We start from the raw sequence: 24,587 nt of genomic DNA, 5'->3' as shown, positions 1-24,587 counted from the left end.
ATGCAGCAAGCGCTGGCAGCTATTATTAGAGTAGCATTCAACGCACGCGCCAGGCCCAGGCCACCACGGCCAGGGGTGCGGCCAGCATGAGCCAGGACAGCGCGTCGAACACGCCGTCGCCCACCAGCGCCGACACCAGGCCCACGCACGAGGCCGCGCCCAGCAGCAGGGGCACGCGGAAGATGGCCATGCCGGGCTGCACTTCGTCGGTGCGCACCGCGCGTTCGGGGCGGTTGGTTGTCATTGCGGGGCCTCCAGGCTGGCGGCGAGTTCGGGGTCTTGCGCGGCGGCGGCCGCTGCCTTGGGCTTGCGCAGCCACAGGACCAGGCCGCTGCCCAGCACCACGATGGCGGCCACGTCCAGCAGCGCCCACAGGATCTTGAGCGGCAGCCCGCCGTAGTCGCCGAAGTGCAGCGGCTGCGACAGGAACAGGGTCTTGACGTACCACGGCATCTCGCGCGAATCGGTGAGCTGGCCGGTCTGCGCGTCCACCAGCGCGGGCTTGAGCAGGCGCGAGGTGACGGGCGTGTCGCCCTTGGCGAAGAAGGTGTAGTGGTGCGGGCTGGAGAACATGGTGCCGGGGAAGGCGACCAGGCTGACGTGCATGCCGGGCACGGCGGCGCGCGCGGCCTCGATGGAGGCTTGCAGGCGGGCCGGCTTCGTGACGGGCGGCAGGCCCTTGTAGGGCGCGGTCATCTCGGCCATCTGGTCCATCTGCCACAGGCCCAGCACGATGCGGTTGAGCGTGTTGATGGTGCCCGTGAGGCCCACCACCGTGAGCCACACCACGGTGACGATGCCCAGCAGGTTGTGCCAGTCCAGCCACTTCAGGCGCGGGCTGCGGCGCGTGCGCAGCGCGCCGAACTTCAGGCGCCGCATGAAGGGGTAGTACAGCACCACGCCCGAGACGATGGCCACCACCATCAACAGGCCCATGAAGCCCAGGAACAGCGTGCCGGGCAGGCCCGCGAACATGTCCACGTGCAGCTTGAGCATGACGTACATGAAGCCCTCGTCCAGTTTGGGCTCGCCCAGCACCTCGGCCGTGCGCGAGTCGAGGATGACGGTGTGGAACTCGTCCGGCGGCGCGTCGATGCGGCTGGCCATGGAGACCATGGTCAGGTCGGGGTGCTCGCCCTGGTCCCAGAACATGTAGCGGATGACCTTGGAGGGCTGCCGCTCCAGCGCGGCCTGCATGATGCGGTCCAGGCTGGCGTCGGGCGTGCCGGGCGGCAGGGGCCTGGCCTCCACCACGCCGGTCAGGTGCTCGATCTCCTCGTGGAAGATCAGCGGCAGCCCCGTGATGCACAAGAGCAGCATGAAGGCGGTGCAGACGATGCTGCTCCACTTGTGGGTCCAGGCCCAGGCGCGCGTCGACATGGTCAGAAGTCCACGGCGGCCGACAGCGATACCGTGCGCGGTGTGCCCACGTACAGGTAGCCGCCGTAGCTGGAGATGCCCCAGTAGTTCTTGTTGAACAGGTTCTCCACGTTCAGGCGGAAGGTGACGGGCTTGCCGCCGATGCGGGTGGCGTAGCGCGCGCCCGCGTCCATGCGCGACCAGGCGGCGGTCTGCAGCGTGTTGGCCGCGTCGGCATGCGTCTTGGCGGTGTGGATCACGCGGCCGGTGAGCGTGAGGCCGGGCACGAAGCCCGCGTCCCATTCCGCGCCCAGGTTGGCTTGCAGCTTGGGCACGCCCATGGCGTCCTTGCCCTGCAGGCCGGGGGTGGACGAGCGGCTGACCACCGCGTCGATCAGCGTGGCGCCGCCCAGCAGGCGCAGGCCGCGCGCCACTTCGCCGGCCATGGCGGCCTCCACGCCCCGGTGGCGCTGCAGGCCGTTGGCGGCGAAGACGTTGCCCGCCAGGCCCGCGCTCGGGCGCGTCAGCTCGAACAGCGCCAGGGTGGCCAGCAGGCCGCCCTGCTCGTACTTCATGCCCACTTCCTTTTGCCTGGATCGGTAGGGCGCCAGCACCTCGCCGGGGTTGGCGATGGCGGCGCTGACGGGCGCCGTGTCGCCGCGCGACAGGCCCTCGACGTAGCTCGCGTACAGCGACAGATTCGGCTGCAGCTTGAACACCACGCCCGCCAGCGGCGTGGTGGCCGTCTTGTCGTAGTACGGGCCCGAGGGCAGTCCGGTCATGAAGTTGTAGCTCTGCCCCTCGACCTTCTGGTGGCGCAGGCCCAGCGTGACCAGCAGGCGGTCGTCCAGCAGGCCCATGGTGTCGGCCAGCGCCAGGCTGGTGAGCGTGGAGTCCTGGTAGGGCCGCAGCGGATTGTTGATGCCCGCCGTGGACGGCGTGGGCGCCAGCTGGCCGGTGTAGATGTTGGCCATGCCGGGCGCATAGCCGGTGTAGAAGCCCAGGGTCTGCGACTGCGCCAGGCGCGTGTAGCCCAGCACGGCGCTGTGGGCGACGGCGCCGGTCTTGAAGCTGGCGCGCAGGCCCGCCTCGGCCGAGCGCGAATCCACGCCCTGGCGCTGCCAGCCGCCGAAGTACGAATAGTCGCCCGCCGTGTTCATCAGCACCGGGTTGCCCGCGATGGCGCCCCAGTTCTGCTTGCGCTGGCCCCAGCCCGCGTAGGCGGTGACGGCGTCCGACACGTCGTATTCGGCCTTGAACAGGGCCGAGCCGTCGTGCCCGTCGCTCCAGCCGTAGCCGGGATAGGCCAGGGTGCCGCGCGGCGCCTGCGGGATGGCCGCCAGGCCCGGCGCGAACTGGAACTGGCGCACCACGTTGTCGATGCGCTGCTGCTGCCACAACAGATCCACCGAGGCGCGCAGCTTGCCTGTGCGCAGGTCCAGCCCCAGCGAGGCCAGCGATTCGCGCGTGGATTGCGCGTCGATGGGCGTGTCGCCCTGGCGGTGCATGACGTTCAGGCGCGCGCCCAGCGCGTTGTCGGGGCCGAAGCGGCGGGCCACGTCCAGGTGCGCGCCCGCCACGGAGCCGGACATCACGCCCGCCGTCAGCCGCGTCAGCGGCTCGGCGCCGGCGCGCTTGGGCACCAGGTTGACCACGCCGCCCGTGCTGCCGCCCGGCGCCATGCCGAACAGCGCGGCCGAGGGGCCCTTGAGCACCTCCACGCGCTCCACTGCCTCCAGCGGCGCGCGCCAGTACGGCGCGAGGCCGAACATGCCGTTGAGCGCGAAATCCCCGGTGGGCACGGTGAAGCCGCGGATGGCGATGTCTTCATTGATGTTGGAGCGCGCGCTGGACATGCGCACCGAGGGGTCCATGGCGACCACGTCGGCCACGGAGCGCGCCTGCTCGTTGGCGATGGCCTCGGCCGTGTAGCTGGTCACGCTGAAGGGCGTGTCCATCACCGAGGCATTGCCCAGGATGCCCATGCGCGCGCCGGTGGCGACCTGGCCGCCGGCGCGCGCGGGCGGCGCGGCGTCGATGGACTCGCGCTCCTGCGTCACCGTGACGGTGGGCAGCTGCGCGGCCGTGGGCGCGCTGCTGTCCTGCGCCGCCGCCGCGCCCGCCACGCAGGCCAGCGCCGCCGCCCATGCGGCGGGCGTCAATCCCGGCGTCCCGCCGTGCTTCTTCTTCCCGCTGGTCCCTCGGCTCGCGTCCATGCTTGTTGTCCTTTCGTTTTGAGCATGCAAATAAAGATGCAAATGATTTGCATTATTTCACGCAAGGGCATGGACGGGCAACGAAACGCGCTGCCTGCGAGCGGTCAGAGTTTGGGAATACGGATGCGGCTGATCATCAGCGCGCCCGAGAGCGCGAACAGCAGCACCAGCGGGTGCAGCGTGAAGCCGCCGAGCATCACCTTGCCCAGCCAGAGCTGCTCGCGCACCGCGCCCGTGCCGGCGGCGAGCGCCAGCAGCCCCACCAGCACGATGGAGGTGGGGATGGGCGTGCCCTCGAAGTACTTGACCTTGCCGCTGTCGTCGGCCAGGGTCTCGGCGGTGACGTTGAAGCGCGCCAGGCGCGACACGCCGCAGGCCACGAAGAAGGCCAGCACCACGCGGTCGTACAGCCCCTGCATGCCGCAGCCGTAGGCGATGACGGCGGGCGCCACGCCGAACGAGATCACGTCGGCCAGCGAGTCCAGCTCGCGCCCCATGGCCGAGCTTTTCTGGCGCCAGCGCGCGATGCGGCCGTCGAGCACGTCGAACACCAGCGCCGCCAGCACCAGTGCGCAGGCGTAGAGCAGGTGGCGCACGTCGTGGCGCTCGATGTAGCTGAGGGTGGAAAACAGCGCCCCCACGCCGCACACGGCGTTGCCGAGCGTGAACCAGTCCGCGAGGTGGAACTCGCGGATCATCGAAAAGCGTTTCGGGGCGGGACTCATCCAGCCATTATGGAACTGTGCTCCTGGCGGTGCCCCCGGCGGCGCGGCGCGCGGCGAAGTCCACGTACCACGGCAGGCAGCCGGGGTTGGCCATGGCGTCCTGGTTGACCACTTTCTCCAGCGGCTGGCCCAGCAGCAGCTTCTTGATGGGCAGCTCCTGCTTCTTGCCGCTGAGGGTGCGCGGCACCTCGGCCACCTGCAGGATGTCGTCGGGCACGAAGCGCGGGCTCAGCGCCGTGCGGATGGCGCCGGCGATGCGCGCGCGCAGCGCGTCGTCGAGCGGCACGCCCGGGCGCAGCACCACGAACAGCGGCATGTAGCTCTCGCGCCCGAGGTATTCCAGATCGACCACCAGGCTGTCGAGCACTTCGGGCAGGCCCTCCACGGCGCTGTAGATCTCGCTCGTGCCCATGCGCAGGCCGTGGCGGTTGATGGTGGCGTCGCTGCGGCCGTAGATGGTGCAGCCGCCTTGCGCGCCGATCTTCAGCCAGTCGCCGTGGCGCCACACCGCGCCCATTTCGGCCGGGCCGTCGCCGCCGCCGGGCCGGCGGCCGTGGCCGGGCGGGTACATGTCGAAGTAGCTCGCCAGGTAGCGCGAACCGTCCTCGTCGCCCCACAGGAACAGCGGCATCGAGGGAATGGGCTGCGTGCACACCAGTTCGCCCACGGCATCGAGCACGGGGCGGCCCTGCTCGTCCCAGGATTCGACGGCGGCGCCGAGCATGCGGCACTGTATCTCGCCCGGCACCATGGGCAGCTCGCGGTGGCCGCCGATGAAGGCGCCGCAGAAGTCGGTGCCGCCCGAGAGGTTGTTCCACCAGATGTCTGGCGTACCCAGCGTGGCGAACTGCGCCGTGCCCCACGCCTGCACCTCGGGCGCCAGCGGCGAGCCGGTGCTGCCGAGCCAGCGCACGCGCGCCAGGCCGCCGCAATCGGCGAGGTTCAGCCCGGCCTTCATGCAGTTGGCGTAGAAGGCCGCGCCCGCGCCGAAGCAGGTCACGCCGGTCTCGGCGGCGAAGCGCCAGAGCACGCCCCAGTCGGGGTGTTCCTTGCTGCCGCCGGGGTTGCCGTCGTAGAGCACGCAGGTGGTGCCGCCCAGCAGGCCGCCGATCTGCGCGTTCCACATCACCCAGCCGGTGGAGCTGTACCAGTGGTAGCGCTCGCCGAACGAATTCGGCTCGTAGCTCGCGCCCACGTCGTTGTGCAGGGCCTTGAGCTGCAGCGCCACCAGGATCATGCCGCCGTGGCCGTGCACGATGGGCTTGGGCAGCCCGGTGGTGCCGCTGGAGTAGACGATCCACAGCGGGTGGTCGAACGGCAGCCACAGCGGCTCGAAGGCCGCCACTTCGGCATCGTTTCGGGCCGTAACGCTTGTGTAGCTTGCGCCGCCAGCTATGGTTCTCGAAGCATCGAGGTTGTTCACCAGCAGCACGTGCTGCACCGAGGGCAGGGCGTCGCGCAGCGCGGCCAGCACGTCCATGCGGTCGATGTCGCGTCCGCCGTAGGTCACGCCATCGGCGGCGATCAGCACCTTGGGCGCGATCTGGCGGAAGCGGTCGAGCACGGCGTGCGTGCCCATGTCGGGCGCGCACACACTCCACACCGCGCCCAGGCTCACCGTGGCCAGGAAGGCGACGACGGTCTCGGGAATGTTGGGCAGGTAGGCGGCCACGCGGTCGCCCGGCTGCACGCCCTGCGCGCGCAGGTGCAGCGCCAGCGCCGCCGCCTGGCGCTGCAGCTCGGGCCATGGCAGCTCGCGCTGCAGGCCCTTCTCGTTGCGGCTGACCAGCGCGGGCTGGCCCGCCGCGTGCGCCGGCGCCACGTGGCGCAGCACCTGGCGCGCGTAGTTCACCTGCGCGCCGGGAAACCACTCGGCGCCCGGCATGCGGTTGCGCGCCAGCACGGCGCGGTGCGGGGTGGGGGATTCAACGGCGAAGTAGTCCCACACGCTTTGCCAGAAGGCATCGAGCTCGGTCACCGACCAGCGCCACAGCGCGTCGTAGCTGGCGAATGCGAGCCCGTGGTGCTGGCGCAGCCAGTCCTGGTACAGGCGCAGTTGGGGAACGTAGGGGGGTGTTGTGCTTGTCTCCATGCGGCGCAGCGTAGCGCGCGCATGCGCGCACGTCACCGTGGGGACGTCGCCGGGTTGACAGGGCGCGTGCCGCGCCCTGTGCCTGAGAACGTATATGGACGCCCCGAATAAGCCAAGCCCTCATGCAGTGCTGTCAAGTAGGTAAAGATTGCACCCGTATATCCGGACTTGATGTGGCATGAGCCACGGTCCCTGATGGGATTCGCTGGCGGATTTCCTATCGGTTCAGCGCACTCGAAGTGCTACGTTCTCATCGGATTGCATCCACCACGGTCTGACCTGTCTTGCCATCACTTCATGATTGCTTGAGCAATCGGTGGTTTTGCTCCCTGTCGTCGTTGTTCCTGCCGTAGCGGCGCTGTGGCTGCTCAGGCTGCTTGCCGTGTGTAGCCTGACTCGTAACTTCTGTCATGCGCGAGCAAGGCCCACACGATGCGTGCATTCTTGTTGGCCAGCGCCACCGCTGCCACGTTCTTGTTGCGCCGCTGTAGCACGCCATTGACCCAGCGGCATTGCGCACTGTCGGATGCTTTGTTCTGCGTGTGGTAGATCACCGAGCGTGCACCGTGAATCAGCAAGGTTCGCAAATAGGTGTCGCCCCGCTTGCTGATGCCCAGCAAGTTTTGCTTGCCCCCGCTGGAGTGCTGGCGTGGCACAAGGCCCAGCCAGGCAGCCACTTGTCGACCATCCTTGAAGTGCCTGGCATCGCCCAACGAAGCGACCAATGCGCAAGCCGTCACGGGGCCAATGCCGGGTATCTGTTCGAGCCTGCGGCTCAAATCGCTTTGGCGGTGCCAGGCGACGATTTGCGCTTCCAGTTCCTGAACCTGGCGGTCAAGCTCCTTGAGGTGCTCCAGCAGCTTGTTCATGAGCTGGCGGAACATGCCGAGCAGTTCATTGGAAGCATCCTCGATGAGCTCTGGCACCCGCTGGTGGATGTGGCCGATGCCCTGTGGAATGACCAGCCCAAACTCGGCGAGCAGGCCCCGGATTTGATTGGCTTGCGCGGTGCGGGCCAGGACAAACCCCTGTCGCACCCGGTGCAGGGCCAGTACGCTTTGCTGCTCGATGTTCTTGACGGGCACGAAACGCATGCTCGGGCGGGTAACAGCTTCGCAGATGGCAGCAGCATCGGCGGCATCACTCTTGTTGGTCTTGACGTAGGGCTTGACGAACTGCGGGGCCATCAGGCGCACGGTGTGGCCCATGCCCTGGAGCTTGCGTGCCCAGTGATGGGCGCTGGCGCAAGCTTCCATGCCGATCAGACAGGCGGGTAGGTTGGCAAAGAATGCCGCTATCTGGTTGCGCTTGAGCGGCTTGTTGAACACTGCCCGACCGTGTTCATCAACGCCGTGGACTTGAAACACATTCTTGGCCAGATCGATGCCAATGGTTGTAACCTTCATGGTGGACGCTCCTGCTCGTTGAAGTGGAAGAGAACTGACGTCTCCACTTTGGCACTTTGATGCCGTTTAGGGTAGGGGCGTCCATCCCATTGGTTCATGATCTTTTCATAGTGCCCGCAAGGCAGCAAAAAGCCGCAATCTAGGCGCGCGCCGCAGCCCAGGCTCTCTGCCTGGGCAAGGTGCGCAACGACGAGTGCGGCTTTTTGCTGCCTTGCCCGAAGGGTTGCCCCGCAAAAGTGGCATCTGCGGCGTTGCAAATGCTCGCCGGGCCACCAGCCCGGCTGCGCTTTGCGCCTTGCATCTGCCACTTTTGCGGGGCAACGGGCTCTATGAAAAGATCATGAACACGTTCTGGGGGCTACTTGCCCGCGGCCTTGTCGCGCATGCGGTCGGCGCGGCCCGAGGGGTCGGGGTGGCTGGAGAGCATCTGGTCCAGGCCGCCTTGCTTGCCGCCCAGCGCGGCGATCTTGCGGAAGGCCGATTCCATGGCCTGCACCTTGTACTTGTGCTTTTGCATGAAGGCCAGGCCGTAGTCGTCCGACGCGGTTTCCTGGCTCTGCGAGAACTGGCTGTTCACCAGCTTCTCGCCCAGCGCGCCCAGGTCCGAGTCGGCCAGCCGGCCCGCGCCGCCCGCGGCCGAGGCCGCCTTGCGGCCCGCCGAGGCCAGGTATGCCGTGCGCATGGCCGACAGCGAATGGGCCAGCTTGACGTGGCCGATCTCGTGGCCGATCACGCCCAGCAGCTCCTGGTCGTTCATCCGGTCCATCAGGCCGCTGTAGACGCGGATCGAGCCGTCGGGTGTGGCGTTGGCGTTCACCTCGTTGCTCAGGTACACCTTGAAGTTGAGCTTGAGCCCGTCCTCGTTCACGTGCTTCTTCGTCAGGCGGGCCAGGCGCTGGGCGTACTTGTTGCCCGGCGGGGCCACCTTCTCCTGGCGGTCTTCATAGTTGCGGTACTGCAGCGAGACCGACTTGAGTTCCTCGTCCGACACCGTGGCGGCCTTGAACAGGTCCAGCGCCGCGCCCACCTTGTTCTCTTCCTTGGGGGCGCCGGAGCCGCCCGCGCTGGCCGCGCCCAGCGCGCTCGACAGCGCCGATCCCCCGCCCTTGGCGCTGCCGCCCCCGGTCGTCTCGCAGCCGGCCAAAGCCAGGGCCAGCGCCACGGCGCCCACGCTCGAAATGCACTTGTTCACTTGGAGTCCCTCATGGTTGGATTCGGTGGATGCCACGGCCCCGCGCACAGCGCGCCGCCCGGCCGCATGCCCGGGCAATGCCATGGAATCGATGGAGTACCGCGCCACCCGGCCCCTGCCCAGCCGGGGGGCGGCGGCGCGATTCTTCCATGCAAAGCACGCGATTCGCATGCATCGCGGCGGCAAATGCATCCATGTGTATCTATCCTCTCCAGCCGTTCGTGGGCGCGGCGGCGCGGTGCACGGGGGGCGTGCCTGCATTTCCCCCGGCGGCAGGGGCACATGCAGTTACACAAAAGACGCACGTCTGTCGTCCGTATTTGCCACAAGTCAAAATTCATAGCGCCTGGCGCTTCGTGGACGCCATATGCAGCGGCATTCCACGCTGAAACGCAGGCGGGAAAAGCGCTGGCAGCTCCCAAATCAGGAGCATTCGTGCACCATGCCAGTTCTTGAGACAATGCAAGCCCCGCCCCGTGGGGGGCCGCACAATGGCCCCTTCGCGCCCGGTGCGCGCTCTTTGAAGAATGGAACCCACCGCATGCTTCCGCAGCAGATGAACCGCAGCAGCGACGTGCTCATCGTCGGCGCCGGCCCCGCCGGCCTGTCCCTGTCCATCGCGCTGGCCCAGGCCGGCCTCAGCTCCACCCTGGTGGAGCAGCAGCCCGAGGAGGCGCTGGCCGCCCCCGCGCCCGACGGGCGCGAAATCGCCCTCACCCACCCCAGCGTGGCCACGCTGCAGCGCCTGGGCAGCTGGCAGCGCCTGGCCGAGCACGAGGTCGGCCTGCTGCGCGAAGCCCAGGTGCACGACGGCCCCGTGGGCCAGCGTGGCGCCATGCAGCTGCACGCCGGCGGCACGGGGGTGCAGCACCTGGGCTGGATCGTGCCCAACCACGCGCTGCGCCGCACGGCCTACGAAGTGGCCGCGCGCACGCCGGGTGTGCAGATCGTCAGCAGCGCCAAGGTCACGCGCGTGGCCGTGGCCGCCACCCACGCCGCGCTGGAATACACCGACGCCAACGGCGACGCCCAGCATCTGGAAGCGCCGCTGGTGGTGGCCGCCGACAGCCGCTTTTCCGCCACGCGCCGCCAGCTCGGCATCGGCGCGGCCATGACTGACTTCGGCCGCACCGTCATCGTCTGCCGCATGCGCCACGAACTGCCGCACCACGAGACGGCGCACGAGTGCTTCGGCTACGACCGCACGCTGGCCATCCTGCCGCTGCCCAACGACTGGATCGACGGCACACCGACGTGCTCGGCCGTGGTCACGGCCAGTGCCGAACAGGCCCAGGCCCTGCTGGCGCTGCCGCCCGAGGAGTTCACCGCGCGCGTGCAGGCGCAGTTCCAGCACCGCCTGGGGCAGATGCACCTGGTGGGCGAGCGCCACGCCTACCCGCTGGTGGCCGTGTACGCGCACCGCTTTGCCGGGGCGCGCTGCGCACTGCTGGGCGACGCCGCCGTGGGCATGCACCCGGTCACGGCGCACGGCTACAACCTGGGCCTGTCGGGCGTGGAGAGCCTGACGCAGGCCCTGGTCGCCGCCCAGGCCGACGGCGCCGACCTGGGCGCCGCCAGCGTGCTGCAGCGCTACGCCAGCGCCCACCACCGCCACGCCTGGCCGCTGTTCCAGGGCACCAATGCCATCGTGCGCCTGTACACCGACGACCGGCCCCTGCCCAAGCTGCTGCGCCAGGCCCTGCTGGCCGGCTCCAACCGCCTGCCGCCGCTCAAGGCCGCCATCGTGAGCCAGCTCACCGGGCGGCGCCCGGCGTGGCCCACCCTCACGTCCTGACCCTGTACACCCGCCAGGCGGTAGCGCCGCTGGCGGCGGGCGGCCCAGGGATGGCGGGCATCAGCGCTCCGCCCCACCCACCGCCTGCCCCATGCCCGTCGCCACGTCCACGTGGGACGTGGCTGCTGGGCTATGCGGGATTCGATGGCGCGGAGATCCGCGCCGCAGCGCGCGTGGTGGGCGCGCTGGCGCGCTGAGGGGCGGCTCCCGCGCGCCACCACTGCTGCGACAGCGCAGGCTGGCGGATGTCCAGCCGCTCGCCCATCACCGGCGCCACCAGCGGCACGCCCGCCTTGTCCGCCAGCGCTGTGATGCGCTCGAACGGGTCCGTCCACGCATGCAGCGCCAGGTCGAAGGTGCCGTTGTGGATGGGCATCAGGTGGCGACCGCGCACGTCCAGGTGGGCTTGCAAACTCTCCTCGGGTTGCATGTGCACGTCGGGCCACTGGGGGTCGTAGGCGCCGGTCTCGATCATCGTCAGATCGAAGGGGCCGTAGCGCTCGCCGATGGCCTTGAAGCCATCGAAGTAGCCCGTGTCGCCGCTGAAGAAGATGCGGGTGTCACCTGACTGAATCACCCACGACGCCCACAGCGTGCGGTTGCCGTCCGACAGGCTGCGGCCCGAGAAGTGCTGCGCGGGCGTGGCCGTCAGCTTCATGCCGGCAAGGGTCGTGCCCTGCCACCAGTCGAACTGCTGCACCTTGGCCGCCGGCACGCCCCAGGCGATGAGGCGGTCGCCCACGCCCAGCGGCGTGACGAAGTGCGCGACCTTGGGGGCGAGTTGCTGGATGGCGTCGAAATCCAGGTGGTCGTAGTGGTCGTGCGAGAGCAGCACGCCGGTGATGGGCGGCAGCTCGTCGATGGAAATGGGCGGCGCATGGAAGCGCTTGGGGCCCATGAAGGTAAATGGCGAGGCGCGCTCGGAGAACACCGGGTCGGTCAGCCAGAACCGGCCTTGCAGCTTGAGCAGCATGGTCGAATGGCCCAGGCGCCACAGGCTCATGTCGGGGGCAGCAGCCAAGTCGGCTTGGGTGAGCGGCAGCACCTGCAGCGGCTGGGCGGGCACCGCGTCGGCAGGCTTGTCGGTCATGAAACGCCACAGGATGCCCAGGGTCTTGGCGAAGCCCGGCGCCTGCCGGGGCGCGGCGTTGCGGAACTTGCCCCCGGTGTACTGGGGCGACTGCTCGTGGGCGGAGTTTGCCGGCAGGGTGGTGCAGGAAAGAATGCTGTAGGCCATGGCGATGACGACGGTAAGGACCAGAAGGATTCGGGGCATGGAGCGCTGTGCCGAAAATTACACTGCACAGTGTAGTTCACTTTTCAGAAAAGTAAACTCCCCGGTGTAAAATAGCGGTATGACCGAGGCCGCCCCACCCACCCGCCTGACCGACCGCAAGCGCGATGCCATCGTGCAGGCCGCCATCGCCGAGTTCCGCGAGCACGGCTTCAACGGCACCAGCATGGACCGCGTGGCCGCCGCCGCCGAAGTCTCCAAGCGCACGGTGTACAACCACTTCCCGAGCAAGGACGAGTTGTTCGAAGCCATCCTGGAGCAGTTGTGGGAGCGCGGCCATTCGCTGGCCGACGTGGCCTACGACGCTCGCCGCCCGCTGCGCGCGCAGCTGCTGGAGGTGCTGGAGGAGAAGATGCGGCTGCTCAACGATGCGAGCTTCATCGACCTCTCGCGCGTGGCCCTGGCCGAGATGATGCATACGCCCGAGCGCGCCCAGGCCATGGCGGCGCGCCTGTCCGAGAAGGAAGAGGGCCTGCCGCGCTGGATCCGCGCCGCGCAAAAAGCCGGCGCCCTGCGCGCGGGCGTGGATGCGCAGTACGCCGCCAACCAACTGCACGGCATGGTCAAGTCCTTCGCCTTCTGGCCGCAGCTCGCCATGGGCCAGCCGCCGCTGAGTGCGGCGCGGCAGCGGCAGGTGCTGGCGGATGCGGTGGATATGTTCCTGGGGTTCTATGCCGCCAAGCGATAAGCCTCCGCCGCTGCGCGTGCTGTCCGTCATCCCGCCGATGACGCAGCTCAACACGCCGTACCCGTCCACCGCCTACCTCACGGGCTTTCTGCGCTCGCGCGGCGTCGCGGCGGTGCAAGAGGATCTGGCGCTCGCGCTGGTGCTGCGCCTGCTCTCGCCCTGGGGCCTGCGCGCCGTGGCCGAGCGCATCGAGGCCCTTCCCGAAAAGCAGCGCAGCCCCAGCGTGCAGGCCTTCGCGGCGCAGCAGGGGCGCTACCTCGCCACCATCGGCCCCGCCATCGCCTTCTTGCAGGGCCGCGACAGCACGCTGGCGCACCGCATCGCGGGCCGCCACTATCTGCCCGAGGGGCCGCGCTTCGCGTCGCTGGACGTGTACGTGGACGACGAGGGCGGCGACCCGCTGGGCTGGGCCTTTGGCGCTTTGGGTTTGCACGACCGCGCCAAGCACGTTGCGACGCTGTACCTGAACGACCTGGCCGACGTGCTGCGCGATGCGGTGGACGAGCGCTTTGAGTTCGTGCGCTATGCCGAATCGCTGGCGGGCAGCCAGCCGACTTTCGACCCGCTGGCCGATGCGCTGGCGGCAAAGCCCACGTTGGTGGACGAGATGCTGCAAGCGCTGACGCACGAGGCCGTCGAACGCCACCGGCCGGACGTGGTGCTGCTGTCCGTGCCCTTTCCCGGCTCGGTGTACGCGGCCTTTCGCATCGCGCAGGCGATCAAGGCGCGGCACCCGCACATCGCCACGGTGCTGGGCGGCGGCTTCGTCAACACCGAACTGCGCGAGCTGGCCGAGCCGCGCGTGTTCGACCATTTCGACTACGTGACGCTGGACGCGGGCGAGCGCCCCTTGCTCGCGCTGCTGGAGCATCTGCAGGGCCAGCGCGGGCGCCAGCGGCTGGTGCGCACCTTCATTCGCGACGACGCGGGCCAGGTGCAGTACGTGAACATGATGGAGGCCGACATCGCCTTCGCCGAGGTCGGCACGCCCACGTGGGACGGGCTGCCGCTCTCCGACTACCTGTCGCTGCTGGACATGCTCAACCCCATGCACCGCCTGTGGAGCGACGGGCGCTGGAACAAGCTGACCGTGGCGCACGGCTGCTACTGGAAGAAGTGCAGTTTCTGCGACGTCAGCCTGGACTACATCAGCCGCTACGAGGGCGCGAGCGCGCAGGTGCTGGCCGACCGCATCGCATCCATCGTGGCCGAGACGGGGCAGACGGGTTTTCACTTCGTCGATGAAGCCGCGCCGCCCAAGGCGCTCAAGGCGCTGGCGACGGAGCTGATTGCGCGCGACGCGGGCATCTCGTGGTGGGGCAATGTGCGGTTCGAGAAGACCTTCACGCCCGAGCTGGCGGAGCTGCTGGCCGACAGCGGCTGCATCGCCATCTCGGGCGGGCTGGAGGTGGCGTCGGACCGGCTGCTGGCGCTGATGAAGAAGGGCGTGAGCGTGGACCAGGTGGCCCGCGTGACCAAGGCATTCTCGGACGCAGGCATCCTCGTGCATGCCTACCTGATGTACGGCTTTCCCACGCAGACGGTGCAGGACACGGTGGACGCGCTGGAATACGTGCGCCAGCTGTTCGGCAACGGCTGCATCCAGAGCGGTTTCTTCCACCGCTTTGCCTGCACCGTGCATTCGCCCGTGGGCCAGAACCCGCAGGACTACGGCGTCACGCTGGCGCCGCTGCCGCCGGGCGGCTTTGCGAAGAACGACGTGGCCTTCATCGACCCGACCGGGATCGATCACGACGCGCTAGGCGCGGGGCTCAAGAAGGCCATCTACAACTACATGCACGGCATCGGGCTGGAGGAGGATGTGCGCATGTGGTTCCCGTTCAAGGTGCCCAAGACCACGGTGCGGCGCGACCGCATTGCGCGGGCGCTACAACAACGGGGCTAAACGCCGGTTTCAGACTGCGGCCATGAAGGCCAGGATGTCGTCGAAATCCTTGCGGTCCTTGGAGGTCTGGTACTTGTAAGCCGCAAAAGACTTTTGGAGCATGCCTGTCAGGCGGTCCCGCTTTTGCACCAGCTCGGCCTTCAGCGCTGGGTCCCGCACCAGCAGCTTGAAGATGGCGAGCTTGCCGTCGAGGTTCTCGTACATGGCATCGAAGGTGGTGGCCGTCAACTCCAGCAGGTTCGCCAGCTTGGGCAGGCCGCTGGTGCGGGCGCCCTTGTCCAGCAGCGATTGCACGATCTGGGCCTGGTGGTGGTAGATGGCGATCTCGATGGGGTAGCTGGTGTCCGAAGACCCCTTCTCGCGCCCATCCGGGTCGGCGCCGTATTGCAGCAGCAAGTCCACGATCTTGGGCGCCGAGAAGCGGCACGCCTCGTACAGGTTGGGGTAGCCCTTGTGCGGCAGGTTGGGGTCGGCGCCGTGCTCCAGCATGAGCTGCACAATCTTCACGCGCTTGTCGGTGATGGCCTTGTTCAGGCAGGAATAGCCCGACGAAAACTTGCTGTTGGGGTCCGCCCCTTTCTCCAGCAATGCCTGGACGGTGGCTTGGTTCTTGGAAAACCCGATCGCGCGGATGAAGGCATAGGTGGGGTCGCTTTCCATGCGCTCGGCGGCCTCGATGGCCCTGCCCACGCGGCCCAGCGCTGCCACGGGCGCCAAGGTTTTCATCAGGGCAACGACGTCGGCGGGGGCCTTCTTTTTTCCGTCGATGAAGCCGTATTCGAGCTTGCGCGCCTCCTCGTCATCCACCAGTTCCGCATGCAGCGCATGGCAGATCTTGGCCAGGGGCCGGATGAAGTCGCCAGCGTCGGTGGAGCCCGAGGTGAAGGCCGCGTCGATCACCAGGCCCATGCGCTGGTAGTGGTCGAAGCCCATGCCACCGGGCGGATGGATGGCGCGCTTACGGGCGGCGAAGAAGGCCTGGAGGGCGGCTTCGAGCGGCGCGCCGGCCGGGCTGCCGAAGACCGCATGCAGCGCATCGGCGTCGGCGGTGTCGTGGCAGACCAGCGTGAATCGGGTGATGGTTTCCATGGCGGCGGGTGGTGGTGCGCGGCGATTGTGCCCTGCCGCGGGCTGCCGCTGCGGTGCACCGCCATGGTGCGCCCATGCACCACGAGACTGCAAAATTGATAGCTGCTAGCGCTTGATACACAAGCTTTTTCGGCTTTTTTGATGCAAAACTTACACAACGCAGGCAAACCCTCTACCATCGCCGCACCCAACCAGACAGGAGTAAAAAAATGGGGTTGTTCCAATGGAATGAGCGCCCGGCGCAGGTGCTGCAGGGCGGCGGCGTGATCGGGCCGGATGAGCGGCTGCCCTGGCCGCAGACCGGGCTGATGGGCATCCAGCACGTCATCGCCATGTTCGGCTCCACCGTGCTCGCGCCCATCCTCATGGGGTTCGACCCCAACCTGGCCGTGTTCATGAGCGGCATCGGCACGCTGATCTTCTTCCTCATCACCGGCGGCAAGGTGCCCAGCTACCTGGGCTCGTCGTTCGCCTTCATCGGCGTGGTGATCGCCGCCACGGCCTACGCGGGCAAGGGGCCCAACGCCAACGTCGGCGTGGCGCTGGGCGGCATCATCGCCTGCGGCGCGGTGTACGCCGCCGTGGGCCTGGTGGTGCAGGCCGTGGGCACGGGCTGGATCGAGCGCTTCATGCCCCCCGTGGTCACGGGCGCGGTGGTGGCGGTGATCGGGCTGAATCTGGCGGCCATCCCCGTGAAGAACATGGCGGCCAACAACTTCGAGAGCTGGATGCAGGCGCTCACCTTCGTCTGCGTGGCGCTGGTGGCCGTGTTCACCAAGGGCATGGTGCAGCGCCTGCTGATCCTGGTCGGTCTGATCCTGGCCAGCATCGCCTACGCCGTGCTGACCAACGGGCTGGGCCTGGGCAAGCCGATCGACGTGTCGGGCATCGCCGCCGCGCCCTGGTTCGGCCTGCCGCAGTTCCACGCGCCGGTGTTCAGCGCGCCGGCCATGCTGCTGATCGTGCCGGTGGTCATCATCCTGGTGGCCGAGAACCTGGGCCACATCAAGGCCGTGACGGCCATGACCGGCAAGAACCTGGACCAGTACATGGGCCGGGCCTTCATCGGCGACGGCGTGGCCACCATGGTCAGCGGCGCGGCCGGCGGCACGGGCGTGACCACCTATGCCGAGAACATCGGCGTGATGGCGGCCACGCGCATCTACTCCACCGCCGTGTTCCTGGTGGCGGCGCTGATCGCCGTGCTGCTGGGCTTCAGCCCCAAGTTCGGCGCGCTGATCCAGGCCATTCCGCTGCCCGTGATGGGCGGCGTGTCCATCGTCGTGTTCGGCCTCATCGCCATCGCTGGCGCCAAGATCTGGGTGGACAACCGCGTGGACTTCTCGCAGAACGCCAACCTGATCGTCGCCGCCATCACCATCATCCTGGGCACGGGCGAGTTCACGCTGAAGTTCGGCGACTTCGCGCTCGGCGGCATCGGCACCGCCACCTTCGGCGCCATCCTGCTGCACGCGCTGCTGCGGCGCGCGCCATGAGCCGCCGGATTACACGGGCCTGACGGGCGAGTCTGGCCATCGGGATTAACAGAGTTTACCCTTAACCGCGCGCGCCGTGGCGTTACCATCGCGCGGCACGGGCCCGTGTCGCGACACCAGGCCCGCAGCCGCCCTTCTTCCATGGAGGGCGGCTTTTTTCATCGTGACTGGAGATGCTTCCCATGGCCCTGGCTGAGCGCGTGCGCCACGCAGACTTTCTTTCCCGCAGCATGACGGCCGAGCAGGCCGCGCAGCACGTCGCGCATGGCGCCACCGTGGGCCTGAGCGGCTTCACCGGCGCGGGCTACCCCAAGGCGCTGCCCCAGGCCATCGCGGCGCACGCGCAGAGCGAGCACAAGGCCGGGCGGCCGTACCGCATCAACGTGTGGACGGGCGCCTCCACCGCGCCCGAGGTCGATGGCCTGCTGGCCGCTGCCGACGCGGTGGCGCAGCGCCTGCCGTTCAACTCCGACGCCATGGCGCGCAAGAAGATCAACGCGGGCGAGATCGACTACATCGACATGCACCTGTCGCACGTGGCGCAGCACGCCTGGTTCGGCTTCCTCGGGCGCATGGACGTGGCCATCGTCGAGATCGTCGGCATCACGGCCGACGGGCTCCTGATCCCCTCCACCGCCGTGGGCAACAACAAGACCTGGCTGGAGATCGCCGACAAGGTGATCCTGGAGGTGAACACCAAGCTGCCGCTGCGCCTGGAAGGCATGCACGACATCTACTACGGCACCGCCCTGCCGCCGCGGCGCGTGCCCATCAGCCTGACGCATGCCGACAACCGCATCGGCGAGCCCTACCTGCAGGTGGACCCGCGCAAGGTGGTGGCCGTGGTGGAGACGCACAGCGGCGACCGCGACAACCTGTTCTCGCAGCCCGACGCGAACTCGCAGCGCATCGCCGAGTACATCATCGACTTCCTGGCGCACGAGATGAAGCAGGGCCGCCTGCCGCAGCAGATGCTGCCCATCCAGTCGGGCGTGGGCAACGTGGCCAACGCCGTGCTGGCCGGGCTGCTGCACGGCCCGTTCGACAACCTGCTGGGCTTCACCGAGGTGCTGCAGGACGGCATGCTCGACCTGCTGCGCGCGGGCAAGATGAAGCGCGCCTCGGCCACGGCCATCTCGCTGTCGCGCGGCGCCTACGAGGACTTCGAGAAGAACATCGACTTCTACCGCGACCGCATCATCCTGCGCCCGCAGGAGATCAGCAACCACCCCGAGCTGGTGCGCCGCCTGGGCATCATCGCCATGAACTCGATGATCGAGGCCGACATCTACGGCAACGTCAACTCCACGCACCTCATGGGTTCGAGCATGATGAACGGCATCGGCGGCTCGGGCGACTTCGCGCGCAACGGCTACCTGTCGTTCTTCGTCACGCCCTCGGTGGCCAAGGACGGCAAGATCAGCTGCATCGTGCCCATGTGCTCGCACGTGGACCACACCGAGCACGACACGCAGATCATCGTCACCGAGCAGGGCCTGGCCGACCTGCGCGGCCTGTCGCCGCGCCAGCGCGCGCAGGCCATCATCGACCACTGCGCCCACCCTGACTACCGTCCGCTGCTGCAGGACTACTTCGACCGCGCGCGCCGCCAGGGCGCGCAGCACACGCCGCACCTGCTGGGCGAGGCCCTGAGCTGGCACCAGCGCTGCCTGGACACCGGCGACATGCGCAAGTAAGAAGGAAAAACGCCTCCAGCCCTTGATGGGAAAGCGCTGGCAGCTATCAAAGAAGAAGCGTTCTAAACGAAGCGCCCCGTGCTGCCCAGCACCCCCAGGTCGAGGTAGCGCGAGCCGACGAACGGCGTCTGGCCGCTGTAGTCCACCGTGAAGCCGCCCAGGTTCAGGTTGCGGATGGCGGCCAGCGCCGCGTTCAGGCGCACCGGCAGCGGATCGCGCCCGGTGCGCTCCAGCCCCTCGGCCAGCACGCGCGTGTTCACGTAGGCCTCCAGGCTGCCCTGGGTGAATTCCTGGTGCCCCTGCGCGCGCATCGCGGACTGGTAGTCGCGCACCAACTGCAGCCTGGCGCGGTGCGGGTCGGGCACCACCATCGACAGCGCGATGCCGCTGCCGTCCTCGCCCAGTTGGCGCAGGCTGTCGCTGGGTAGCGTCGGGCTCAGGCCGGTGAGCAGCACGCCCGGCGCGCTCTTGCGCAGGCCGCGCACCAGCCCCACCGACACCGTGCCCGCCGTGGCCAGCAGTACCGCCGCGGGGCGCGCCGCCGCCACCTGGGACACGGCGCCCGCCAGGTTCCTGCCGTCGGTGGCCACGGCCACCTGCAGCGCGGGCTTGTGCCCCTGCGCGGCCAGGGCGCGCGTGGCGTCGTCCAGCATTTCGCGGCCGTAGGCGTTGTCCTGGTAGACCACGGCGATGCCCTTGAGGCCCATGCCGGTCAGGCGCTGCACCAGGCGCACGATCTCGTCGGTGTAGCTCGCGCGCACGTGGAACACGTTGCGCGTGCCCTTGCGCAGCGACATCGCGCCCGACAGCGGCGCCACGTAGGGAATGCCGGACTCCTCCACCAGCGGCAGGATGGCCTGGTTGTTCGGCGTGCCGAAGCACGACAGCAGCGCGAACACCTGGCCCTGCGCGAGCATCTGCCGCACGTTGGCGGCGCTGCGCTCGGGCTCGTAGGCGTCGTCCATCATCAGCAGTTGCAGCGCGCGGCCGTGGATGCCGCCGCGCGCGTTGATCTGCGCCATGGCGGCCTCGGTGCCGCGCTGGATGTCGAGGCCGGAGCTGGCCAGCGGCCCGGTGGTGGCGGCCGAGCAGCCGATGGTGAGGGTCTTGGCGGACAGGCCGGCCTCCTGGGCCAGGGCATGGCGGACGAAGGCGGGGGCGGCAAGGGCGGCGAGGGAGACGAACTGGCGGCGATGCATGGACAGAACAATCACGAAGACATGGCGGACGGGGCCCGGCAGGCTGTCGCCTGCGCTACAGCGGGCGCCCCCTGGCGGCCAATAATGGCCGCGAGCGCGCGATTCTAGGAAGCCCCTATTACGCGAAACTGTCCCTTTCAAAAGACCCGGAGACCCCATGGCCATTTGGACCGAACCCCTCACCCTCGACAAGCTCAACGCCTGGAACCAGGGCTGCGCCGTATCGCACCTGGGCATCGAATTCACCGAGATCGGCGACGATTTCCTGCGCGCGCGCGTGCCCGTGGATGCGCGCACCAAGCAGCCCTACGGCCTGCTGCACGGCGGCGTGAGCGTGGTGCTGGCCGAAACGCTGGGCTCGGTCGGCGCCGCCTGCGCCTGCCCGCCGGGCCACCGCGCCGTGGGGCTGGACATCAACGCCAACCACCTGCGCGCGGCCACGCAGGGCTGGGTCACGGGCACGGCGCGGCCGGTGCACATCGGCAAGACCACGCAGGTGTGGCAGATCGACATGGTCAACGACGCGGGCGAGCTGACCTGCGTCTCGCGCATCACCATGGCGGTGTTGAGACCAACCCCCTGAGCGGCTGCGCCGCTTCCCCCTTCTCTCGAATGGCTGCGCCATTCGGGAAGGGGGACGCAGCCCTCGCTGCGGGGCGGCCCTTGCTCGGCTGCCCGCGCTTGGGGCGCGCCGGTTTCAAGCAAAATCGGCCGCTAGCCCTTTCCTGAAAAGCGCTGACAGCTATTTATTCAGTAGCATTCTGGCGCGCCAGGCGTTCGCTTTTCCAGTACACGTCGTCGCCGCCGTCCATCCGGTTGAGCACGCGCGCCAGCACGAACAGCAGGTCCGACAGGCGGTTGAGGTACTGGCGCGGCGCGGGCCGCATGGGCTCGGCGTCCTGCAGCGCCACCACGGCGCGCTCGGCGCGGCGCGCCACGGTGCGGCACACATGGGCCTGCGCGGCGGCGCGCGTGCCGGCGGGCAGGATGAATTCCTGCAGGCGCGGCAACTGCGCGTTGTAGTGCGCCAGGGCCTGGTCGAGTTGCAGCAGCGCATCGTCCTTGAGCAGCGCGAAGCCGGGAATCGACAGCTCGCCCCCCAGGTTGAACAACTGGTGCTGCACGTCGATTAGCAGCTCGCGCACGCTGGGCGGCAGCGGCTCGCACAGCAGCAGGCCGATGTGCGAGTTCAGCTCGTCCACGTCGCCCATGGCGTGCGGGCGGCGGCTGTTCTTCGACACGCGCGTGTTGTCGCCCAGGCCGGTGGTGCCGTCGTCTCCGGTGCGCGTGGCGATCTGTGTCAGGCGGTTGCCCATGGGGTCGTCTCCAGAAAAACAGGGGGGACGCGATTGTCCCGGACGGCCGCCATCGCCCCTGCGTGCCCAGGGCTTTACACGGCGCTCGCAAATGTTGGCATGGGAAACAGCAGGCAAAAGAACTGGCCTGGCCCGCCAGGCTGCGGTGCAATGGGCGCGTGTTCCACTTTCCTACGGAGTCTCTCCCCGATGAAGGCCACGCCACGTCCCCAGTTCCCGTTCGAAACCGCGAGCCTGCTGCTGTTCGCCGCCCTCTCGCTGGGCCACGGCACGGCAGCCTGGGCCTACTCCGCCGAGCCCGGCCGCAAGGCCCAGGCCCTGCGCGCCTGGCAGCCCGACACCCGCCCAGCGCCGGAGCGCCAGCGCCCTGACGGCGACGGCGCGCCCATCCCCTCGGCCTGACCCTTCCCCGTCCGCCCGCGACGCCGTGGCGCGGCTTGCCGCCCGCCACGGCGTCGCACGTTCGCGGTGGTATTCTTTTTCGCTTCCCCACCGCCCCCGCCTGCCATGGACCGCCTCGCCCCCACCCCATCTCCCGCGCCATCTCCCGCGCGCGACGTGCCGCAGGCCTTCCTGGCGGCGCTGTCCGCGCGCTTTGGCGCGCAGTGCAGCACGGCCGCCGCCGTGCGCGCGCAGCACGGGCGCGACGAGGGCTCGATCCAGGCGCCGCCGCCCGCCGCCGTGGTGTTCGCCGAGAGCACGCAGGACGTGCAGGACGCCGTGCGCCTGGCCGCGCGGCATGCGGTGCCGGTAATCCCCTACGGCGCGGGCTCCTCGCTCGAAGGGCATCTGCTGGCCGTGCAGGGCGGCATCAGCATCGACCTGGGGCGCATGAACCGCGTGCTGTCCGTCAACGCCGACGACCTCACCGTCACGGTGCAGCCCGGCATCACGCGCAAGGCCTTGAACGAGGCCATCAAGGACACGGGCCTGTTCTTCCCCATCGACCCCGGCGCCGACGCCAGCATCGGCGGCATGGCCGCCACGCGCGCCAGCGGCACCAATGCCGTGCGCTACGGCACCATGCGCGAGAACGTGCTGGCGCTGGAGGTGGTCACGGCCAGCGGCGAGGTGATCCGCACTGGCACGCGCGCCAAGAAAAGCAGCGCGGGCTACGACCTCACGCGCCTGATGGTGGGCAGCGAGGGCACGCTGGGCCTGTTCACCGAAGTCACCGTGCGCCTGTACCCGCTGCCCGAGGCAGTGAGCGCGGCCATCTGCTCGTTCCCCAGCATCGAGGCCGCCGTGCGCACCGTGATCCAGACCATCCAGCTCGGCGTGCCGATCGCGCGCGTGGAGCTGATCGACGCCAACTCGGTGCGCATGGTCAACGCGCACAGCAAGCTCAGCCTGCGCGAGGAGCCGCTGCTGCTCATGGAATTCCACGGCTCGCCCGCCGGCGTGCAGGAGCAGGCCGAGACAGTGCAGGCCATCGCCCAGGACTTTGGCGGCAACGCCTTCGAGTGGGCCTCCACCCCCGAGGAGCGCACGCGCCTGTGGACGGCGCGGCACAACGCTTACTTCGCCGCCGTGCAGAGCCGCCCCGGCTGCAAGGCCATCAGCACCGACACCTGCGTGCCCATCAGCCGCCTGGCCGACTGCCTGCTCGACTCGGTGGCCGAGGCCGACGCCAGCGGCATCCCGTACTTCCTGGTGGGCCACGTGGGCGACGGCAACTTCCACTTCGGCTACCTCATCGACCCCGACAGCCCCGGCGAACGCGCGCGCGCCGAGCAGCTCAACCACCAGCTCGTGGCCCGCGCGCTGCGCATGCAGGGCACCTGCACCGGCGAGCATGGCGTGGGCATCCACAAGATGGATTTCCTGGTGGACGAGGCCGGGGAGGGGGCCGTGGCCATGATGCGGGCCATCAAGCGGGCGCTGGACCCGCAGGACATCCTGAACCCCGGGAAGATTTTCACGTTGTAGTTGCTATGGTTTGATGAGCTGCCAGCGCTTGCCCCCTAAGCGCTGGAGGCAGTTTTGGCCGTGCATCACGGCGGTGCGCGGCCGGATGCCCGCCGCAGTATGCAGCCCGGGGGCCACGCGCGCCGCCCGCGCCCATTGCGTGGGCATTGGCGAATATCCCAGGAAAATACCCGGACGCCATGGGCGAATGGATGGCTGCGCCTTTTTTTCCATGCGGGACAGTGGCTTGCATGCCTTTGTGCGTTGCTCGGGATTATTTAATAATCACTTAATTCAGGATGTTTAATATAGGAAAGTTTATTCTTGAATAATGAATTTTGTTAATGTGTTTTCAATTGATTTCCATCAATTGAAAATATGCGGATAAATCAATAATCAAATCCGCATTAACAAAATCCCACGATTCATGTCCCGATCCCTTCCCCCTTCAAGCCCCGCTGCCGTGGCGCAGGCGGGCAAGCGCACTTTCCTGCAGGAACTTGTGGGCCTGGCCACCGCCTTCGGCCTCGCGGGTGCGGCCACACCGGCCATGGCCGGCTTCCAGCCTCCGCGCCGCCCCGGCATGGAGGGCAAGCGCTTCGGCATGCTGGTGGACCTGCGCAAATGCATCGGCTGCCAGGCCTGCACGGTGAGCTGCTCGGTGGAGAACCAGCCGCCCATCGGCCAGTTCCGCACCACGGTGCTGCAGTACGAGATCGACAAGCCCGACGGCGGCGCGCCCGCCATGGTCAGCCTGCCGCGCCTGTGCAACCACTGCGACGAGCCGCCCTGCGTGCCCGTGTGCCCGGTGCAGGCCACGTTCCAGCGCACCGACGGCATCGTGCTGGTGGACAACGCGCGCTGCGTGGGTTGCGGCTATTGCGTGCAGGCCTGCCCGTACGACGCGCGCTTCATCAACCACGAGACGCAGACCGCCGACAAGTGCACCTTCTGCGAGCACCGGCTGGAGGCCGGGCTGCTGCCCGCCTGCGTGGAGAGCTGCGTGGGCGGCGCGCGCGTGATCGGCGACCTTCAAGATCCGGACAGCGAGATCAACCGCCGCCTGGCAGAACACCAGGACGCGATCAAGGTGCTCAAGCCCGGCATGAAGACCGCGCCGCGCGTGTTCTACATCGGCCTGCCCGATGCATTCGTCAACGGCGTGGACGGCCAGGCCAGCTTGCGCCTGGTCGCTGAACACTGAAGGAG

At 68.5% G+C, this 24,587-nt stretch carries 20 protein-coding genes; 9 read left to right on the top strand and 11 right to left on the bottom strand.

What is annotated here, in order from left to right; translation table 11 throughout:
- Positions 1-37: 37 nt before the first annotated feature.
- The 7 genes from YS110_14075 to YS110_14045 all read right to left on the bottom strand — a co-directional run bounded on the left by YS110_14075 (position 38) and on the right by YS110_14045 (position 9,074).
- Complete coding sequence (locus YS110_14075; GenBank protein UJB63259.1) at positions 38-244, bottom strand: hypothetical protein; 207 nt, start codon at positions 242-244, stop codon at positions 38-40.
- Complete coding sequence (locus YS110_14070) at positions 241-1,380, bottom strand: PepSY domain-containing protein (protein UJB65797.1); 1,140 nt, start codon at positions 1,378-1,380, stop codon at positions 241-243. Before YS110_14070 ends, YS110_14075 begins: the two co-directional genes overlap by 4 nt.
- Positions 1,381-1,382: 2 nt before the next feature.
- The gene (locus YS110_14065) at positions 1,383-3,575 is read right to left on the bottom strand and encodes a TonB-dependent receptor (GenBank protein ID UJB65796.1); all 2,193 of its coding nucleotides are present in this window, start codon (positions 3,573-3,575) and stop codon (positions 1,383-1,385) included.
- Between the two features lie 104 nt (positions 3,576-3,679).
- A complete protein-coding gene (gene pssA, locus YS110_14060; GenBank protein UJB65795.1) occupies positions 3,680-4,300 on the bottom strand; it encodes a CDP-diacylglycerol--serine O-phosphatidyltransferase in 621 nt (206 codons plus the stop codon).
- 7 nt (positions 4,301-4,307) lie between these two features.
- Complete coding sequence (locus tag YS110_14055) at positions 4,308-6,392, bottom strand: acetoacetate--CoA ligase (protein UJB65794.1); 2,085 nt, start codon at positions 6,390-6,392, stop codon at positions 4,308-4,310.
- A gap of 368 nt (positions 6,393-6,760) precedes the next feature.
- Positions 6,761-7,798, bottom strand: coding sequence for an IS110 family transposase (locus tag YS110_14050; GenBank protein UJB65793.1), 1,038 nt, complete (start codon positions 7,796-7,798; stop codon positions 6,761-6,763).
- Positions 7,799-8,156: 358 nt separating this feature from the next.
- A complete protein-coding gene (locus YS110_14045; protein UJB65792.1) occupies positions 8,157-9,074 on the bottom strand; it encodes a M48 family metallopeptidase in 918 nt (305 codons plus the stop codon).
- Positions 9,075-9,531: 457 nt separating this feature from the next.
- On the opposite strand from YS110_14045, the gene ubiM reads away from it, so the two are divergent.
- Positions 9,532-10,785 (top strand): 5-demethoxyubiquinol-8 5-hydroxylase UbiM, encoded by a 1,254-nt coding sequence (gene ubiM / locus YS110_14040; GenBank protein UJB65791.1) that lies wholly within the window; start codon positions 9,532-9,534, stop codon positions 10,783-10,785.
- Between the two features lie 130 nt (positions 10,786-10,915).
- Here ubiM and YS110_14035 read toward each other — a convergent pair whose 3' ends face one another.
- Positions 10,916-12,061, bottom strand: a complete 1,146-nt coding sequence (locus YS110_14035) for an MBL fold metallo-hydrolase (protein ID UJB65790.1) — start codon at positions 12,059-12,061, stop codon at positions 10,916-10,918.
- A 79-nt stretch (positions 12,062-12,140) separates the two neighbouring features.
- On the opposite strand from YS110_14035, the gene YS110_14030 reads away from it, so the two are divergent.
- Positions 12,141-12,767: a TetR/AcrR family transcriptional regulator gene (locus YS110_14030; protein UJB65789.1), complete on the top strand. Its 627-nt coding sequence runs from the start codon at positions 12,141-12,143 to the stop codon at positions 12,765-12,767.
- A gap of 37 nt (positions 12,768-12,804) precedes the next feature.
- The gene (locus tag YS110_14025; protein ID UJB67461.1) at positions 12,805-14,673 is read left to right on the top strand and encodes a radical SAM protein; all 1,869 of its coding nucleotides are present in this window, start codon (positions 12,805-12,807) and stop codon (positions 14,671-14,673) included.
- Between the two features lie 9 nt (positions 14,674-14,682).
- Here the strand turns inward: YS110_14025 and YS110_14020 are convergent, their stop codons facing one another.
- Complete coding sequence (locus tag YS110_14020; GenBank protein UJB65788.1) at positions 14,683-15,762, bottom strand: ankyrin repeat domain-containing protein; 1,080 nt, start codon at positions 15,760-15,762, stop codon at positions 14,683-14,685.
- 209 nt (positions 15,763-15,971) lie between these two features.
- Here YS110_14020 and YS110_14015 point away from each other — a divergent pair, with 209 nt between their 5' ends.
- On the top strand, positions 15,972-17,258 hold the full coding sequence (locus YS110_14015) for a pyrimidine utilization transport protein G (protein ID UJB65787.1): 1,287 nt from the start codon (positions 15,972-15,974) through the stop codon (positions 17,256-17,258).
- 182 nt (positions 17,259-17,440) lie between these two features.
- Positions 17,441-18,955: an acetyl-CoA hydrolase/transferase family protein gene (locus YS110_14010; GenBank protein ID UJB65786.1), complete on the top strand. Its 1,515-nt coding sequence runs from the start codon at positions 17,441-17,443 to the stop codon at positions 18,953-18,955.
- Positions 18,956-19,017: 62 nt separating this feature from the next.
- On the opposite strand, the gene YS110_14005 is transcribed toward YS110_14010, so the two are convergent.
- Positions 19,018-20,154: an ABC transporter substrate-binding protein gene (locus tag YS110_14005; GenBank protein UJB65785.1), complete on the bottom strand. Its 1,137-nt coding sequence runs from the start codon at positions 20,152-20,154 to the stop codon at positions 19,018-19,020.
- A 157-nt stretch (positions 20,155-20,311) separates the two neighbouring features.
- Between YS110_14005 and YS110_14000 the strand changes: the two genes are divergently transcribed.
- On the top strand, positions 20,312-20,737 hold the full coding sequence (locus YS110_14000; GenBank protein UJB65784.1) for a hotdog fold thioesterase: 426 nt from the start codon (positions 20,312-20,314) through the stop codon (positions 20,735-20,737).
- A 163-nt stretch (positions 20,738-20,900) separates the two neighbouring features.
- Here YS110_14000 and YS110_13995 read toward each other — a convergent pair whose 3' ends face one another.
- Positions 20,901-21,470, bottom strand: a complete 570-nt coding sequence (locus YS110_13995) for a cob(I)yrinic acid a,c-diamide adenosyltransferase (protein UJB65783.1) — start codon at positions 21,468-21,470, stop codon at positions 20,901-20,903.
- Between the two features lie 189 nt (positions 21,471-21,659).
- Here YS110_13995 and YS110_13990 point away from each other — a divergent pair, with 189 nt between their 5' ends.
- The 3 genes from YS110_13990 to YS110_13980 all read left to right on the top strand — a co-directional run bounded on the left by YS110_13990 (position 21,660) and on the right by YS110_13980 (position 24,582).
- Complete coding sequence (locus YS110_13990; protein UJB65782.1) at positions 21,660-21,872, top strand: hypothetical protein; 213 nt, start codon at positions 21,660-21,662, stop codon at positions 21,870-21,872.
- 105 nt (positions 21,873-21,977) lie between these two features.
- On the top strand, positions 21,978-23,399 hold the full coding sequence (locus YS110_13985) for an FAD-binding protein (GenBank protein ID UJB65781.1): 1,422 nt from the start codon (positions 21,978-21,980) through the stop codon (positions 23,397-23,399).
- 406 nt (positions 23,400-23,805) lie between these two features.
- Positions 23,806-24,582, top strand: a complete 777-nt coding sequence (locus YS110_13980) for a 4Fe-4S dicluster domain-containing protein (GenBank protein UJB65780.1) — start codon at positions 23,806-23,808, stop codon at positions 24,580-24,582.
- The last annotated feature ends 5 nt before the right edge of the window (positions 24,583-24,587 follow it).

The sequence above is a fragment of the Acidovorax sp. YS12 genome, from assembly GCA_021496925.1.
In the GTDB taxonomy this organism is placed as follows: domain Bacteria; phylum Pseudomonadota; class Gammaproteobacteria; order Burkholderiales; family Burkholderiaceae_C; genus Paenacidovorax.
The sequence above is the reverse complement of the archived record's forward strand: the minus strand, read 5'-3'. Positions and strand labels throughout refer to the sequence as shown.

Coding starts and splice junctions, on each gene's coding strand:
- YS110_14075 (UJB63259.1), bottom strand. CDS start 244: ATGACAACCAACCGCCCCGAACGCGCGGTGCGCACCGACGAAGTGCAG.
- YS110_14070 (UJB65797.1), bottom strand. CDS start 1,380: ATGTCGACGCGCGCCTGGGCCTGGACCCACAAGTGGAGCAGCATCGTC.
- YS110_14065 (UJB65796.1), bottom strand. CDS start 3,575: ATGGACGCGAGCCGAGGGACCAGCGGGAAGAAGAAGCACGGCGGGACG.
- pssA (UJB65795.1), bottom strand. CDS start 4,300: ATGAGTCCCGCCCCGAAACGCTTTTCGATGATCCGCGAGTTCCACCTC.
- YS110_14055 (UJB65794.1), bottom strand. CDS start 6,392: ATGGAGACAAGCACAACACCCCCCTACGTTCCCCAACTGCGCCTGTAC.
- YS110_14050 (UJB65793.1), bottom strand. CDS start 7,798: ATGAAGGTTACAACCATTGGCATCGATCTGGCCAAGAATGTGTTTCAA.
- YS110_14045 (UJB65792.1), bottom strand. CDS start 9,074: ATGGCATTGCCCGGGCATGCGGCCGGGCGGCGCGCTGTGCGCGGGGCC.
- ubiM (UJB65791.1), top strand. CDS start 9,532: ATGCTTCCGCAGCAGATGAACCGCAGCAGCGACGTGCTCATCGTCGGC.
- YS110_14035 (UJB65790.1), bottom strand. CDS start 12,061: ATGCCCCGAATCCTTCTGGTCCTTACCGTCGTCATCGCCATGGCCTAC.
- YS110_14030 (UJB65789.1), top strand. CDS start 12,141: ATGACCGAGGCCGCCCCACCCACCCGCCTGACCGACCGCAAGCGCGAT.
- YS110_14025 (UJB67461.1), top strand. CDS start 12,805: ATGACGCAGCTCAACACGCCGTACCCGTCCACCGCCTACCTCACGGGC.
- YS110_14020 (UJB65788.1), bottom strand. CDS start 15,762: ATGGAAACCATCACCCGATTCACGCTGGTCTGCCACGACACCGCCGAC.
- YS110_14015 (UJB65787.1), top strand. CDS start 15,972: ATGGGGTTGTTCCAATGGAATGAGCGCCCGGCGCAGGTGCTGCAGGGC.
- YS110_14010 (UJB65786.1), top strand. CDS start 17,441: ATGGCCCTGGCTGAGCGCGTGCGCCACGCAGACTTTCTTTCCCGCAGC.
- YS110_14005 (UJB65785.1), bottom strand. CDS start 20,154: ATGCATCGCCGCCAGTTCGTCTCCCTCGCCGCCCTTGCCGCCCCCGCC.
- YS110_14000 (UJB65784.1), top strand. CDS start 20,312: ATGGCCATTTGGACCGAACCCCTCACCCTCGACAAGCTCAACGCCTGG.
- YS110_13995 (UJB65783.1), bottom strand. CDS start 21,470: ATGGGCAACCGCCTGACACAGATCGCCACGCGCACCGGAGACGACGGC.
- YS110_13990 (UJB65782.1), top strand. CDS start 21,660: ATGAAGGCCACGCCACGTCCCCAGTTCCCGTTCGAAACCGCGAGCCTG.
- YS110_13985 (UJB65781.1), top strand. CDS start 21,978: ATGGACCGCCTCGCCCCCACCCCATCTCCCGCGCCATCTCCCGCGCGC.
- YS110_13980 (UJB65780.1), top strand. CDS start 23,806: ATGTCCCGATCCCTTCCCCCTTCAAGCCCCGCTGCCGTGGCGCAGGCG.